The organism is Mesorhizobium sp. HAY1-8B (assembly GCF_056868045.1).
Window position 1 is genome coordinate 5,213,992 of the sequence record NZ_CP200321.1, and the last position, 15,929, is coordinate 5,229,920.

General features: G+C 62.8%; 11 protein-coding genes. 5 read left to right on the top strand and 6 right to left on the bottom strand.

What is annotated here, in order from left to right; genetic code table 11:
* Window positions 1–67: 67 nt before the first annotated feature.
* The 4 genes from AC1VON_RS25020 to AC1VON_RS25035 form a co-directional block, all read right to left on the bottom strand.
* Window positions 68–3,232 carry an efflux RND transporter permease subunit gene (locus tag AC1VON_RS25020; RefSeq protein ID WP_483125220.1) on the bottom strand — a complete coding sequence of 1,055 codons (3,165 nt, stop codon included), beginning with the start codon at window positions 3,230–3,232 and terminating at the stop codon, window positions 68–70.
* A complete protein-coding gene (locus AC1VON_RS25025) occupies window positions 3,229–4,500 on the bottom strand; it encodes an efflux RND transporter periplasmic adaptor subunit (RefSeq protein WP_483126376.1) in 1,272 nt (423 codons plus the stop codon). Before AC1VON_RS25025 ends, AC1VON_RS25020 begins: the two co-directional genes overlap by 4 nt.
* Window positions 4,501–4,715: 215 nt before the next feature.
* Window positions 4,716–5,312 (bottom strand): LysE family translocator, encoded by a 597-nt coding sequence (locus AC1VON_RS25030; protein ID WP_483126377.1) that lies wholly within the window; start codon window positions 5,310–5,312, stop codon window positions 4,716–4,718.
* A 124-nt stretch (window positions 5,313–5,436) separates the two neighbouring features.
* On the bottom strand, window positions 5,437–6,396 hold the full coding sequence (locus AC1VON_RS25035; protein WP_483125221.1) for an acyl-CoA desaturase: 960 nt from the start codon (window positions 6,394–6,396) through the stop codon (window positions 5,437–5,439).
* A gap of 181 nt (window positions 6,397–6,577) precedes the next feature.
* Between AC1VON_RS25035 and AC1VON_RS25040 the strand changes: the two genes are divergently transcribed.
* On the top strand, window positions 6,578–6,973 hold the full coding sequence (locus AC1VON_RS25040) for a metalloregulator ArsR/SmtB family transcription factor (RefSeq protein WP_483125222.1): 396 nt from the start codon (window positions 6,578–6,580) through the stop codon (window positions 6,971–6,973).
* 22 nt (window positions 6,974–6,995) lie between these two features.
* Here AC1VON_RS25040 and ilvN read toward each other — a convergent pair whose 3' ends face one another.
* Window positions 6,996–7,571 (bottom strand): acetolactate synthase small subunit, encoded by a 576-nt coding sequence (gene ilvN / locus AC1VON_RS25045; RefSeq protein WP_010910160.1) that lies wholly within the window; start codon window positions 7,569–7,571, stop codon window positions 6,996–6,998.
* A gap of 77 nt (window positions 7,572–7,648) precedes the next feature.
* Window positions 7,649–9,430 (bottom strand): acetolactate synthase 3 large subunit, encoded by a 1,782-nt coding sequence (locus AC1VON_RS25050; RefSeq protein WP_172349906.1) that lies wholly within the window; start codon window positions 9,428–9,430, stop codon window positions 7,649–7,651.
* 359 nt (window positions 9,431–9,789) lie between these two features.
* Here AC1VON_RS25050 and AC1VON_RS25055 point away from each other — a divergent pair, with 359 nt between their 5' ends.
* The 4 genes from AC1VON_RS25055 to AC1VON_RS25070 all read left to right on the top strand — a co-directional run bounded on the left by AC1VON_RS25055 (window position 9,790) and on the right by AC1VON_RS25070 (window position 15,881).
* Window positions 9,790–11,712 carry a sigma-54-dependent Fis family transcriptional regulator gene (locus tag AC1VON_RS25055; RefSeq protein WP_483125223.1) on the top strand — a complete coding sequence of 641 codons (1,923 nt, stop codon included), beginning with the start codon at window positions 9,790–9,792 and terminating at the stop codon, window positions 11,710–11,712.
* 213 nt (window positions 11,713–11,925) lie between these two features.
* Window positions 11,926–12,996 (top strand): 2,3-butanediol dehydrogenase, encoded by a 1,071-nt coding sequence (locus AC1VON_RS25060; protein ID WP_483126378.1) that lies wholly within the window; start codon window positions 11,926–11,928, stop codon window positions 12,994–12,996.
* 26 nt (window positions 12,997–13,022) lie between these two features.
* Window positions 13,023–14,831 carry an NAD(P)/FAD-dependent oxidoreductase gene (locus AC1VON_RS25065; protein WP_483125224.1) on the top strand — a complete coding sequence of 603 codons (1,809 nt, stop codon included), beginning with the start codon at window positions 13,023–13,025 and terminating at the stop codon, window positions 14,829–14,831.
* A gap of 57 nt (window positions 14,832–14,888) precedes the next feature.
* Window positions 14,889–15,881, top strand: coding sequence for an IS481 family transposase (locus tag AC1VON_RS25070; protein WP_483125225.1), 993 nt, complete (start codon window positions 14,889–14,891; stop codon window positions 15,879–15,881).
* Window positions 15,882–15,929 lie beyond the last annotated feature (48 nt).

Genomic DNA, 15,929 nt, shown 5'->3' on the forward strand with positions numbered 1-15,929 from the left:
CGGCTCTACTCTGCCAGCCGCAAGCACCACAACTTGGGCCAGTTTCCATCCTTGCCGTGTCAGCCTGTCATTCAGCTGCGGTCTTTTGCGCGTCTGCCGGGATGTCGTCATTGGTGCCGAACAGCGAAGGCTGGTCGCCACTCTCTTTGATCACCTGCGGGTTGGCCTTGCCCCTCGACCACAGTCCGACCAGCCAGCCCGAGAAATTCTCCATGTAGACATAGATCACCGGCGTCACGAACAGGGTCAGCGCCTGCGAAGCCAGCAGGCCGCCGACAACGGCAACGCCCAGCGGCTGGCGCAGTTCGGCGCTGGCGCCGGTGCCGAGCGCGATCGGGAATGTCCCCATCAGCGCCGCCAGCGTCGTCATCATGATCGGCCTGAAACGCATCAGGCAGGCCTTGTGGATGGACTCCTTGGCCGACATGCCCTCTCGTCGCAGTTCAAGCGCGACGTCGACCATCATGATGCCGTTCTTCTTGACGATGCCGATCAGCATCAGGATGCCGATCACCGCGATGACGGACAGATCCATGCCGGCGAAGCGCAAGGCAACCACCGCTCCGAGCACAGCCGACGGCAGGCCGGTGAGAATCGTGAGCGGATGGATGAAGCTCTCGTAGAGAATGCCGAGCACGATATAGATGGTCAGGATCGCGCCGCCGACCAGAAGCCCCTGGTTGGCCAGTGAATCCTGGAAAGTCTTGGCCGTGCCGGCAAAGGTGGTCGAGATCTCCGTCGGCATGCCGATCTGCTGTTTGAGCGCGTTGATGCGGGTCACGCTGTCACCCAGCGCCACGCCTTGCGGCAAATTGTAGGAGATCGTCACGGCCGGAAGCTGGCCGAGCTGGTTGACGGTCAGGGCGCCGGCCGTGCGGTCGACCCGGGCGAAGGCGCCAAGCGGAACCAGGGAGCCGCTCGCCGTCCTCATCTGGATGGCAAGCATCCGCTCGGGCGACCATTCGATCTTGGGATCGAGCTCGGTGATGACTTCGTAGCTGTCGGCCGAACCGAAGATCGTCGAAACCTGATCGGTGCCGAACCCGCCATAGAGCGCGGTGCGCAGCGTGTCGGTGTCGATGCCGAGCTGGGCGGCCTTGTCGCGATCCACCACCAGCGATGCCTGCAGCGCATTGTTCTGCAGGTCGCTAGTAACGTCGGTGAACGTCGCATGGTCGGCCGCCATCGCGTCGTTCAGTTTCTGCGCCCACGTGTCGGTCAGGCCGGTATCGAGGCCCTGAACCACGAGCTGGTAGGCGCTGGCCGACGAGCGCGAACCGAGCCGCAGATTCTGCACCGGCTGCATGTATGCTTCGATGCCGGCCACATTCGACAATTGCCGCCTCAGATCGGAAAGCACCTTCTCGATATCCGGCCGCTGGTCCTTGGGTTTCAGCTGAACGAAGGCCCGGCCCTGGTTGAGGGCGTTATTGCCCCCGCCCACCGACCACGCCACATGGTCGACATAGGGCGAATGCGAGAACACGCTGGCCACCTGTCCTTGCAGCTTCGACATGGCGGCGAACGAGATGTCCTGGCGCGCGATGGTGGTCACCGAGATCTGGCCGATATCCTCTTGCGGAAAGAAGCCTTTCGGCGAGATCTGGATCAGCCACACCGACGCTGCCGCGGTGCCGACAAAGACGAGGAACACCAGGAAGGTGTGCCGCAGGCAGAATGTCAGGACCCGGTCGTAGCCGCGTGTGACGAGGTCCTGCTTATGACCAGGGCCATGCTTGTCGCGATCGGCCTTCGTGACCGACAGCAGCCGCGAGCACAGCATCGGCGTCAGCGTCAACGACACGAACATCGATGCCAGGATGGCGACGGTCACCACGACGGCGAACTCGTTGAAGATGCGCCCGATCACGCCGCCCATCAGGAGCACCGGGATGAACACCGCCACCAGCGAGATCGAGATCGAGATGATGGTGAAGCCGATTTCGCGCGCGCCCTTGAGCGACGCGTCGAAGGCTGACAAACCATCCTCCTCCATGTGGCGGAAGATGTTTTCGAGCATCACGATGGCGTCGTCGACCACAAGACCGACGGCGAGCGTCAGGCCCATCAGCGATATGTTGTCGATGGAGAATCCGAACAGGAACATCGCGCCGAGCGTGGCGATCAGCGAGATCGGCACCGCCACGGCCGGGATGATGGTCGCCGTTACCCGGCGCAGGAACACGAAGATCACCATGACCACCAGCGCGATGGTCAAAAGCAGCGTGAACTGCACGTCGTCGACGGCCTGACGAATCGAGGTCGAGCGGTCGTTGAGCAGCTTGATCGAGGCAGCGGCCGGCATCTGGTCCTGGAAGGACGGCAGCATCGCCTTCACCTTGTCGACGACATCGACGGTGTTGGCGTCTGGCTGGCGCTGGACGGCAAGGATGATGGCGCGGGTGCCGTCATACCAGCTTGCCGTCGTCGTCGTCTCGACCGAGTCGATGACACGGGTCACCTCGCCCAGTCGCACCGGGTGGCCGTTCTTGGTCGCGATTATCAGGTTGGAAAACCCGGCTGCATTGTCGAGCTGGGTGTTGGCCGTGATAGTTAGCTGTTGCTTGTTGTTCTGCAGTACGCCGAGAGGCGTGTTGCTGTTGGCGGAAGCAATCGCCGCCTGGAGCTGATCGATCGAGATGCCGCGCGCGGCAAGCGCGGTCGGATCGATCTGCACGCGCACGGCGAATTTCTGCTGGCCGTAGATCGAAACCTGCGCCACGCCGTCGATCGTCGACAGCGATGGCGAGATGACGTTTTCCGCGAAAGCATCGAGGTCGGTCAGCGGAACCGTATCGCTGACCAGCGACATCAACAGGATCGGCGCATCGGCCGGATTGACCTTGCGATAGCTGGGCGGCGCCGTCATTTCGGGCGGCAGCGATTTCTGCGTGCGCGCGATCGCCGCCTGCACGTCCGCGGCCGCGGCGTCGATGTCGCGGTTGAGCACGAACTGGATGGCGATCGAGGTCTGGCCGAGGGAGTTCGTGGTCGAAATGGAATCGATGCCGGCGATGGTCGCGAACTGCTTGATCAGCGGCGTCGCCACGGATGTCGCCATCGTTTCCGGCGAGGCGCCCGGCAGCGAGGCCGAGACGTTGACCACCGGGAATTCGGCGCTGGGCAGTGCCGCCACCGGCAGGAACTTGTAGGCAAACAGTCCGCCCAGCACGAGGGCGAACGACATCAGAAGGGTGGCGACAGGCCTGCGAATGCAGAATTCGGAGATCATTGGGCCGTCTCGCCCGCGTTGGTCGCCTCGGCCACCTTCGGCGCGGCGACGGCCGTAGCCTTGCCTTCATGCACGGCGGCGCCGTCCTTCAGCCTTGTCTGGCCTTCGGTGACGACCTTCTCGCCGCTTTTCAGTCCCTGGCTGATGGCGCTGTTCTCGCCTTGGGTCAGCGCCACCTGCACCGGCCGCATCTCGACGGTGCTGTCCGGCTTGACCACATAGACGAACGGCCCCTTCTGGCTGGGCTGGACCGCGACGGTCGGAACGGAGATCATCTGCGGCATGATCCCGGCGTCAAGGACGACATTCACATACTGGCCGGGCCACAGCGACAGATCGGCATTCGGTATGCTTGCCCGCGTGGCGATCGTGCCCGACGCGGTGTCGACACTGGAATCGACGAAATCGAGCGTGCCCTTGCCGATCGGCGTCGGGTCGCCGTTCTTGGTCAACGTCACCGCCCCTTGCCGCGGATTGGCAAGCGCCTTGTGCAACAGCGCAAGGTTGCTTTCCGGCAGATTGAAATTGACCTGCAACGGGTCCATCTGGGTGATCGTCACCAGCGGCGTTGCCGTACTGCTGTTGCCATTGCTGACCGTGACGAGATCACCGACCGACACGTTGACGGCGCCAAGTCGACCCGCGATCGGCGCGGTGATCGTGGCAAAGCCAAGCTGGACGTTGTCGGCATCGATCGTCGCCTTGTCGGCATCCACGGTGGCGGCCGCCGCCTTTTGCGCGGCAACAGCCTGGTCATAGGTCTGCTGGGTACCGGCCTGCTTGGCGACAAGATCCTTGGCGCGCTGAAGATCGGAACTCGAGCTGGCGAGCATCGCCTGGTCCTTGGCCAGCTGCGCCTGGTCCTTGGCGAGTTGCGCCTTCAGCGCGCGGTCATCGAGCGAGAACAGCGTGTCGCCCGCCTTCACCATTTGCCCGTCCTTGACGTCGATCGACACGATCTGGCTGGAGACCCGCGCGTTGATGTTGACCACGGCCGGAGAGGAGACGAAGCCGATGGCATAGCGCCGGATCGGGAAGTCGGCCGTCGTTGCCGTTGCCGAAACGATCGAGGCCGAACGGGCGCCACCGCCGCCTGATGCCTGCTTGTCGCCCGCCGCCGGCTTGTCGGTTGCCGATTTGCCCGCAACTGCGACCGGCTTTACGCCGGCCAGTTGCTCGACCTTGCCCAGCGTATCGGGAGACAGATAGAGCCAGGCCGCGCCCGCACAGGCGACGGCAAGCAATGAAAGAATGGCTTTCCCACGTATCGTCAAAGTACCCTCTCGGTCCGACACGCCGTTGCCAGGTGGTCGTATTATAGCTCATTCGCGGCTGATTGCCGCGATTTAGCCGAATAGATAGGACAGGCGTTCGTCGGAAAAGGGCCAAAACACGGCATTACGAAGATTTAATGTGCACTGCACAATAGGTGTGCAACCTGTCGCCGCCACGGGGGCCGAGCCCCGTCAAATCGCCGGGAACCCTATTTCAGCATCGGCCACAGCGTCGCCGCAAGCAGCACGCCCATGCCGATGTTGAACCATTTCAGCCGCACCGGATCCGACAGGAATCCACGCAATGCCGTGCCGAATCCCGCCCACACCGAAACGCTGGGCAGGTTGACGACGGCGAAGGCGATCGAGATCAGCGCCACCGAGATGAAGGGGTGATCGGGATTCGTGTAGACAGCCATGGCGGTGATTGCCATCACCCAGGCCTTGGGATTGACCCACTGGAATGCCGCCGCATCGATGAAGCGCATCGGCCGCGCTTCCGCCTCACCCTTGCCGCTCAGTGAGCGCGACATGGCGATCTTCCATGCGAGGTAGAGCAGATAGGCGGCGCCGGCGAGCTTGAGGGCATTGTGCAGCGCCGGAAACGCCGTCAGCACCGCGCCAAGCCCGAAACCGACGGCCAGCAACAGGACGAGAAAGCCGATGCTGATGCCCAGCATGTGCGGTATCGTCCTGATGATGCCGAAATTGACACCGGAGGCCAAGAGCATGAGGTTGTTCGGCCCCGGCGTGATCGAGGTCACGAAGGCATAGACGAGCAGTGCGAGGAATGCGTCGAGTGACATCGGGTCCACAAGGCCAGCAATGCCGCCATAGATAGCGGACATGTCAGACGCAACCGCAATCCTTTGGTCCAGCAGCCGCCGGCCATATCGATCGTGACTTCAGCCCGCCGAACCCAGGATGCCGTCATCTGCCGTGAGACGGCGCCGGCAACCGGTTGTTGGCGGCGGGCATGGCCTGCTGCCCGCCGCGCAGGCGGCGCAACCCCTTCCGTCTTGGAGTATTTTCCGGGAGTTTCACGCTGTGCGCGAGACCAAGGCCGGCAAGGATCCGGATAAAGACCCAGCCGAGGTCGATCTGCCCCCGTTCGAGACCAAGCCTGGCGGATTCGGGAAATGCGTGATGATTGCCGTGAAAACTCTCTCCGAACGTCACCAATCCGAAACGCGGCAGATTGTAGCCCTGCACCGCCACGCCTTCGACACACCATCCCTGGTCGCCGCCCCGATGCGCGAAATGACCGACCAGCCAATGCCCGGTTAGAGACGCGGAAACACGCACCGCGATGCCCCAGACCACCCAGCTCCAGCCGCCGAGCAGCAGGAAGGCAATGGCCCATGGCAGTTGCTGCAGCATCCACGTGCGCTCGAGGAATTTGTAGAACCGATCATTCCTGATCGACGGCTCGATGATGAAATCAGGCGGATTGCGCAAGGCGACCGCGCAGTGCATCTGCCAGAAGGCGTCGATGAAAAAGGGCCGGCGGTGGGCATGCAGGTCGTGGCAGGCCGTCTGGCGCTGCGCCCAGTCGCGGATATCGTGCGCATGAATCATTCCGAACGGGCCAGCCATGCCGACCAGCACGCCGAGATAGACCAATGCGTGTTCGATCCAGATGTGAACCTTGAACGAGCGATGGATGAGCAGGCGATGCATGCCGACCGAGTGCCCGGCGCAGATCGTCGCCGCTGTCGTCACCACGAACAGCGCAAAGGCGCTCCAGCTGAAGGTGAGCGGTCCGAACACGATGGCGATAAGTGTCATCGTGCCGACCCAGATCGACTTGGCCGGCATCCAGACAACCCTGCCATCGCGCGCGTCGCTGTCTTGTCGAGAAATCATTCTGCCCGTGGATATGGTCTTCATGGGAACCCCTCGCATGAACATTTTCCGAACCAAGCCTTGCCTTTTGGCGTCTCGCGCCGTATTTAGGCAATAAGCTAATCATCTATTATGCGGGATTAGGCATTTAGGCAATAGTCTAAATGATAGCCGAAAAAAATGCCGCCAAGCGTCTCCATGGCGCCTGTGATTACGAGGTCGCGAAGTGGTCGAGAAAACTGAACAGGTATCGGAGGCTGAAGCCGGCATCGGCGCCAGCGGCGCGATCCAGCGCGTCTTCGAGGCGCTCTCTTCGGCACCCCGGCGCAGGATCCTGGCCTATCTGGCCCATTCCTCGCTGACCGCGGGCGAGATCGCGGCGCGCTTTGACATGTCGAAGCCGTCGATCTCGCAGCACCTGAACATTCTGGAGACGGCGGGCCTCATCGCCAGGGAGCGGCAGGGACAGTTCATCCACTACTCGCTGGTCGAGAACAACCTAGTGAACACCCTGAACGGCTTCGTTCAGGATGTCTGCCCCGTGTCACGCCCACTAAAAAGGGAAAGCAAGGCCTTGGCCAGCGGCAAAAGCGAGGTCCCGCCGGCAAAACCCCAGGACTGATCCGACGCCGACGTGGCAGGCCTTACATGCCCTGCGGACCACGGTTCATCGCCGCCACGCCGGTACGGCAGATCTCGACCAGGCCCAGCGGTTTCATGATGGCGATGAACTGGTCGAGCTTGGAGCCCTTGCCGGTGATCTCGAAGATGAAATGCTCGGTGTTGGCGTCGATGACACTGGCGCGGAAGGCGTCCGCCAGGCGCAACGCCTCGACGCGAGCCTCGCCGGAGCCGGCCACCTTGACCAGCGCCAGTTCCCGCTCCAATGGCCGCTCCTGCCCAAGCTCGTGCGAGCGGACAGTCAGATCGACCACACGGTGTACCGGCACGATGCGCTCGAGCTGGTTCTTGATCTGCTCCATCACATGCGGCGTGCCGCGCGTCACGATAGTGATGCGCGACAGGTGCTTCTCATGTTCGGTCTCGGAGACGGTCAGGCTCTCGATGTTGTAGCCGCGTCCGGAAAACAGGCCGATGACCCGGGCGAGCACGCCGGGCTCGTTGTCGACCAGCACGGAAAGCGTATGGATTTCCGGCCGCTCCGTTTCCTTGGCGATGAAGTAGGCGGAGCCGGTCGGTTGAAGGTGCTGTGCGTTCATGACATGGATCTCAAATTCTTGATCTAATTATTGTTTGCGCACGGCTTCTTTCGACAAGCCCTGCCTTGGCTCGTCGATTACACCAGTTCCCGGCCCTTGGCGTCGATGGCATTCGCCACCGCCTCGTCGGTCGCCTCGTCCGGCAACAGCATCTCGTTATGTGCCTTGCCCGACGGGATCATCGGGAAGCAATTGGCGAGATTCGCCACGCGGCAGTCGAAAAGCACCGGCTTCCTGACCGAGATCATCTCCTTGATGGCATCGTCTAGCTCGTCCGGCTTCTCGCAGCGAATGCCGTGGCCACCATAGGCCTCGGCCAGTTTGACGAAGTCCGGCATAGCCTCGGTGTAGGAATGCGACAGCCGGTTGCCATGCAGCAACTGCTGCCACTGACGCACCATGCCCATGTATTGGTTGTTGAGGATGAAGATCTTGATCGGCGCATTATGCTGCACCGCGGCACTCATCTCCTGCATCGTCATCTGCACCGAGGCATCGCCGGCAATGTCGACGACCAGCGCGTCGGGATGCGCGATCTGCACGCCGAGCGCGGCCGGCAGGCCGTAACCCATCGTGCCCAGCCCGCCTGACGTCATCCAGCGGTTCGGCTTTTCGAAATGATAGTGCTGCGCCGCCCACATCTGGTGCTGGCCGACCTCGGTGGTGATGTAGGTGTCCATGTCCTTGGTCAGTTCGTAGAGTCGCTGGATGGCATATTGCGGCATGATCACGTCGTTGTTCATCTTGAACGCCAGTGAATCGCGCGCGCGCCATTTGGCGATCTGCTCCCACCAGGGATAGAGCGCCTTCTTGTCGGCCTTGGCGGTTGCCCGCCACAACCGCACCATATCCTCAAGCACCCGGCCGACGTCACCGATGATCGGCACTTCGGTGTGCACGTTCTTGTTGATCGACGATGGATCGATGTCGATGTGGATCTTGCGTGAATTCGGGGAGAACGCGTTGAGCCGGCCGGTGATACGGTCGTCGAAGCGCGCGCCGATGCAGACCATCACGTCGCAATCATGCATGGCCATGTTGGCTTCGTAGGTGCCGTGCATGCCAAGCATGCCCAGCCAGTTCTTGCCCGACGCCGGATAGGCGCCGAGCCCCATCAGCGTCGAGGTGATCGGGAAACCGGTGAGGTCGACCAATTCGCGCAGCAGATGGCTCGCTTCCGGGCCGGAATTGATCACGCCGCCACCGCTATAAATGATCGGCCTTTTGGCGCCGGCCATCAGGTCGACCGCCGCCTTCACCTTCTCCAGATCACCCTGAACCTTGGGCTGGTAGCTGGTGCGCGGCGCGATCTGCGGCGGGACGTAGAACCCCTTGGCGAACTGCACGTCCTTGGGGATGTCGACCACCACCGGACCGGGGCGGCCGGTCGTCGCGACATGGAAGGCCTCGTGGATGGTCGCCGCGAGTTCGTTGACGTCCTTCACCAGCCAGTTGTGCTTGGTGCAGGGCCGCGTGATGCCGACCGTATCGCACTCCTGGAACGCATCGGAACCGATGAGCGAGGTCGGCACCTGCCCCGTCAGGCAGACCAGCGGGATCGAATCCATCAGCGCGTCCTGCAGCGGCGTCACCGCGTTGGTGGCACCGGGGCCGGAGGTCACCAGCATGACGCCGGCCTTGCCGGTCGAGCGCGCATAGCCCTCGGCCGCATGGCCCGCGCCTTGTTCGTGCCGCACCAGAATGTGCTCGACCTCGTCCTGCTGGAAAATCTCGTCATAGATCGGAAGGACCGCGCCGCCCGGATAGCCGAAGACGTGCTTGACGCCGTTGTCCTTCAGCGCCTGCACCACCATTTCGGCGCCCGTCATTTCACGTCGCCCGTTCTGTCCATTGCTCATCGGTCTGGTCCCGTACTGTCCGCCATCTGGCGATTGCTGGTCGTTTAGTCGTGTTTCAGGCAATAAAAAAGGCCCCCGAGGGAGCCTGTGTGTTGCGCATGGGAGGATTTCGCCCGGCGGTTACACCGCCTTGCCCACGCGCCTTCCTACGAGAATGAGTGCCTTTTTCATGGTGGCGAACCATAAAGGTGGAGTCGCGGGCTCGTCAATGGGGGATAATGCGAATTCACTCGCCTGTGAGATCGGCCCCGTCTCGCGCTACTGCGATGATAAAGCCACGCGCTACCATAGTACAGTTGAGCCCATGCGGCCGGCGCACCACTATGCCAGGCTAGGACGTTGCCTTGGGAGGAGGACGCGTGGCTGGCGAACGGGAGCATATCCGGGAGATAGAGCAGGTCCTGTCCGGCAGGACATCGGCCCGCGACGATGTCGTGGTCAAGTCCTGGCTACGCTGTGTCGACACCCACCGGCTCGACCCGGCCCGGCCGACGGAAGCCTATATCGTCCCCGATACCCAGTTGCGCGAACATCGCGAACAGTCCGAGCGGCTGATCGCGATCGCCCGCAGCGGACTGGAAACCCTCTTCAAGCAGGTGGCGGGCCAGAACTATGTGCTGCTGCTGGCAAACGCCAAGGGCGTCACTGTCGACTTCCTCGGTGATCCCCTGTTCATGGACCAGTTGCGCACGGCAGGGCTTTATCTCGGCTCCGAATGGTCGGAAAGCCGCACCGGAACCTGCGGTGTTGGCTCCTGCATCGTCACCGGCGAGGCAATGACGATCCACCAGACCGACCATTTCGACACGACCCACACGCCGCTCTCCTGCACCGCCGCGCCGATCTTCGACACCAATGGCGAGCTCGCCGCCGTGCTCGACATTTCCCTGCTCCGCTCCCCGCAACCGAAAATCAGCCAGAATCTGGCGCTGCATCTGGTGACGGCTTCCGCGCGGCGCATCGAACTCGCCAACCTGATGGCACAGATGCACTCCGAATGGGTGCTGCGTTTTTCCCGTTCGCCGGAATTCCTCGACGTCGACCCCGAGGCAGCCATCGCCCTCGATGCCTCCGGCCGCATCCTTGGCACGACGCGTGGCGGAGCGCTGCTCCTGGCGCAGGCCGGAGGCGTCGACTGGCGGCACTCGCCCTCCCCCATTGGCCAGTCGATCTCGCGCTATCTCGATGTCAGCGTCGATGATTTGCCGAGCCTGACACGCGGCCGCCCGACCGAGGAGCGGCTGGTGTCCGGCCGCAGCGGCAGCGCGCTGTTCGCGCATGCCATCGAACCGCAGCCGACGACCGCACGCCGCGCGCCGGTCGAGGCGGTGCCGAAACCGATCGGCGACCTTTCCGGCGGCGATCCGGCGATGGCCGCCACGCAACTGCGTGCCGCCAAGCTGGCGCGCACGACCATTCCCATCCTGATTCATGGCGAGACCGGCTCCGGCAAGGAGTATCTCGCCCGCGCGATCCACGATTGCGCGCAGCGGCCCGGCCCGTTTGTCGCCATCAACTGCGCGGCCATTCCCGAGCATCTGATCGAGAGCGAACTTTTTGGCCATGTCGCCGGTGCTTTTACCGGAGCCGCCGCCAAGGGACGCAAGGGACTGATCGAGGGGGCGAACGGCGGCACACTGTTCCTCGACGAGATCGGCGACATGCCCTACCCCCTGCAATCGCGGCTGCTGCGCGTGATCGCCGAACGCGAACTGGTCCCGGTCGGCGCCATTGAGCCGCGACAGGTCGACATCAAGATCATTTCGGCCTCGCACCATGATCTGCGCAAGCTGGTCGAAGAGGGACGTTTCCGCGAGGATTTGTTCTACCGGCTGAACGCGGCCTCGCTGACCTTGCCGGCGCTGCGCGAACGCACCGATTTCGAATGGCTGCTGGACCGGCTGGTGGATCAGCGCGCCCACCTCGCCGGCAGGACAGCCAAGCTTTCGCCCGCGGCGCGTCTGGCGCTGATCCGCCACCGCTGGCCCGGCAACATCCGCGAACTCGCAAACGCCATCGATCTGGCGGTGACGCTTTGCGAAGGCGGGATGATCGAGCCCGCCGACCTGCCCGACTTCGCATTGCCGTACCTGACGCCGCTTGCCTCGCCCGCCAGGCTGGTTGCCCTGCGTGCTCCGTCGCCCGAGGACGAGCGTGCGGCACTTCTGGACGCCCTCGTGGCCGCGGGCTGGAACATTTCCGAGGCCGCGCGGCGTCTGGGTGTCGACCGCACGACGGTGCATCGCCGCATGAAGCGGCTGCGGCTGGACGCGCCCAATTAGTGTTGCGTCGGCTGTGGCGCGCCATGGTGCGCGCAACACCGCCGCAACAGCCTATGACAGCAGAAACCGCTACATGATGCTGATTTTATTACGGTTTCCGATTCAGCAGTATGGTTGGCATGCTGCTTGCTCCCTGTTCCAGGTACCCACATGGAACTTGGAGGAGAAGCCATGACACAGAACGCGGTCAATCTCGCAGCCACGGCGCGGAGCATGCAGGCCCTGCGCTTTCATGCCGCCAGGGATTTGCGCATCGAGGACATTCCCCGGCCGGCAAAGCCGGGGCCGGGACAGGTTGTTCTCCGCAACAAGTTTGTCGGAATCTGCGGAACCGACCTGCATGAATACAGTTACGGGCCGATCTTCATACCGACGCAGCCGCATCCGTTCACCGGCGCCAGCGGTGTGCAGGTGCTTGGACATGAATTTGGCGGCGTGATCGAGGCCGTCGGCGACGGCGTGACGTCGGTCTCGGTTGGCGACCGCGTGGCCGTGCAGCCGCTGATCATGCCGCGCTCGGGAGACTATTATGCCGCGCGCGGCCTGTACCATCTGTCCGACAAGCTTGCCCTGGCGGGCTTGAGCTGGATCGGCGGCGGCATGGCGGAAGCCGCCTTGCTCAACGACTACAATGTCGAGCGCATTCCAGACGAAATGTCCGACGAGGAAGCTGCGTTGGTCGAGCCGACCGCGGTCGCCGTCTATGCCTGCGACCGTGGTGGGGTAAGCGCCGGGAGCTCGGTGCTGATCACCGGCGCCGGTCCGATCGGCATTCTGACGATGCTGGCCGCGCGGGCCGCGGGCGCAACGCAACTGTTCATCTCGGACCTGAACGACACCAGGCTGGAGATGGCGCGTTCGATCCTGCCCGGCGTCGTGACTCTCAATCCGAAGCGGGACAAAGTGGATGAGGCAGTGCGCGCCGCGAGCGAAGGCAACGTCGGTTGCGATATCGCCATCGAATGCGTCGGCAACGAGCATGCGCTGAAGGCCTGCCTCGCGGCTGTGCGCAAGCAAGGTGTCGTCGTGCAAACTGGCCTGCATCCGCACGAGAACCCGCTCGACTGGTTCCAGGTCACGTTCAAGGACGTCGATATCCGCGGCTCCTGGGCCTATCCAACGCATCTATGGCCGCGTGTCATCCGTCTCATCAGTTCGGGACAGTTGCCTGCCTCCAAGGTGGTCACCAGGCGCATACGTCTTGCGGAGGCGGTGTCCGACGGTTTCGATGCGCTGCTCGATCCCGCCGGAACCCAGCTGAAAATCCTGATCGACCTTTCCTGATCAATTTGACAACCGGAGGAGAAACCATGCTTGAGAGAACTCCCACTACGAAGGCGCAGGCGCTGCTCGACAAGTTCGGCAAGGCGCTCGCGGAAGGCGACATCGACGCGGCCGTCAACTGTTTCCAGGCGGATTGCTACTGGCGCGACCTCGTCACCTTTACCTGGAACCTGAAGACGATGGAGGGCCAGGACCAGATCCGCGACATGCTGACGGCAACCTTGGCTGAAACCGGACCGAGCGACTGGAAGGTCGCCGAAGGCGAGGAAGCGAGCGAGGCGGACGGCGTCACCACTGCCTGGATCACCTTCGAGACCAGGGCGGCGCGCGGCTTCGGCCTGGTTCGCTTCAAGGGCGACCTCATCTGGACCTTGCTCACCACCATGGCTGAACTGAAGGGACACGAGGAGAAGTCCGGCTTCACCCGACCGCTCGGTGCCAAGCATGGTCACGGCAAGGACAGGAAATCCTGGCGCGAGGAGCGTGACGACGAGGTCGCCGAACTCGGCCACAGCAGACAGCCCTATGTCGTGATCATCGGCGGCGGCCAGGGCGGCATTGCGCTGGGTGCACGCCTGCGTCAGCTCGGCGTGTCGGCCATCATCATCGAAAAGAATGAACGCCCGGGCAATTCCTGGCGCAAGCGCTACAAGTCGCTCTGCCTGCATGATCCCGTCTGGTACGACCATCTGCCCTATATCGACTTCCCAAAGAACTGGCCGGTCTTCGCGCCGAAGGACAAGATCGGCGACTGGCTGGAGATGTACACGAAGGTGATGGAGCTGAACTACTGGTCCTCCACATCAGCCAAATCCGCCAAGTACGACGAGAAAGCCAAGGAATGGACCATCGTCGTCGAGCGCGATGGCGAAGAGATCGTGCTCAAGCCCAAGCAGTTGGTGCTCGCGACAGGCATGTCCGGCAAGGCGAACTGGCCAAAGTACAAGGGCCAGGACATCTTCAAGGGCGAACAGCAGCATTCCTCGACCCATCCGGGCCCAGACAAGTACCGTGGCAAGAAAGTCGTGGTCATCGGCTCCAACAACTCCGCCCACGACATATGCGCGGCACTGTGGGAGGGAGGCGCCGACGTCACCATGGTGCAGCGCTCCTCCACCCATATCGTCAGGTCCGATACGCTGATGGATATCGGGCTCGGCGGGCTCTATTCCGAGCAGGCGGTCGAGAACGGCATGACGACGCGCAAGGCCGACCTGATCTTCGCCTCGCTGCCCTACCGCATCATGCACGAGTTCCAGATCCCGCTTTACCAACAGATGAAGGAACGCGACGCGAAGTTCTACGCAGACCTGGAAAAGGCCGGCTTCCTGCTCGACTGGGGCGATGACGGCTCGGGCCTGTTCATGAAATACCTGCGCCGCGGTTCGGGCTACTATATCGATGTCGGCGCTTGCGATCTCGTCATCGACGGCTCGATCAAGCTCAAGAGCGGGCCAGGTGCCGCGGTGCAGGAATTGACGCAAACCGGCGTCAAATTCGCCGACGGCACCGAATTGCCGGCCGATCTCGTCATCTATGCTACCGGCTACGGCTCGATGAACGGCTGGGCCGCGGACCTCATCTCGCAGGAGGTGGCCGACAAGGTCGGCAAGGTCTGGGGCCTTGGCTCCGACACCGCCAAGGATCCCGGCCCGTGGGAAGGCGAGCAGCGCAACATGTGGAAGCCGACCCAGCAGGAAGCACTGTGGTTCCATGGCGGCAACCTCCACCAGTCGCGCCATTATTCGCAGTATCTGTCGCTGCAGCTGAAAGCCCGGCAGGTCGGTTTGCCGACGCCGGTCTATGGGCTGCAACAGGTTCACCACAAGGCCTAGCTGTTTGATCCCAGGCTTTGATGGGGCATTCTTGTCGTCCGAATCAAAGGATGCGCTATGGGCCAGGTTCTTCATGGGAGCGCCACGACGACAGAGGCGATCCGTCGAGCGATACAACATAGTCAAGAGAGCCTGAGGACGCTGGCCAAACGCTACGGGATTAACCAGAAGACGGTCGCGAAGTGGAAGACGCGGACTTCGGTGGCCGATCTGCCGACCGGCCCGAAGGAGCCGCGCTCGACGGTGCTCTCCGTCGAGGAAGAGGCGATCATCGTTGCCTTCCGTCGCTACACGCTGCTGCCACTGGACGACTGTCTCTATGCGCTGCAGCCAACGATCTCGCATTTGACCCGGTCTTCATTGCATCGCTGCCTGCAGCGCCACGGCATCGGTCGGCTGCCGGATGTCGAGGGTGACAAGCCCGCGAGAAAGAAGTTCAAGAGCTATCCGATCGGCTACTTCCACATCGACGTCGCCGAGGTGCGGACCGAGCAGGGCAAGCTGCACATGTTCGTCGCCATCGATCGCACATCGAAGTTCGCCTTCGTCGAACTGCACGAGAAGGCCACCACCGCCGTCTCCAAAGAGTTCCTGCTCCGGCTGATCGCGGCCGTCCCTTACAAGATCCACACCGTGCTCACCGACAACGGCATCCAATTCACGACGCCTGGCGCCGGTGGCTCGGCCGTCCCGCTGATTAAAGAGGCCATCACCAACGGCGAACTGTTCCGGGCGCACGCCTTCGAATACACCTGCGCCAGGAACGACATCGACCACCGCACCACCAAGGCCAGGCACCCATGGACCAACGGCCAGGTCGAGAGGATGAACCGGACCATCAAGGACGCAACCGTCAAGCGCTTCTACTACGAGAGCCACGATCAGCTCCGGCAGCACCTCGCCGACTTCGTCGCAGCCTACAACTTCGCTCGCAGACTGAAGACCCTTAAGGGCCTCACCCCATACGAGTTCATCTGCAAGGCCTGGGCTGCACAGCCGGAACGCTTCACGCTAAATCCGCTCCAGCAAATGCCGGGACTAAACACCTAGCTGCCAATCCCCAGGAGTTCCCCTCCTCTCCTGCGATCAGCAAGGCCG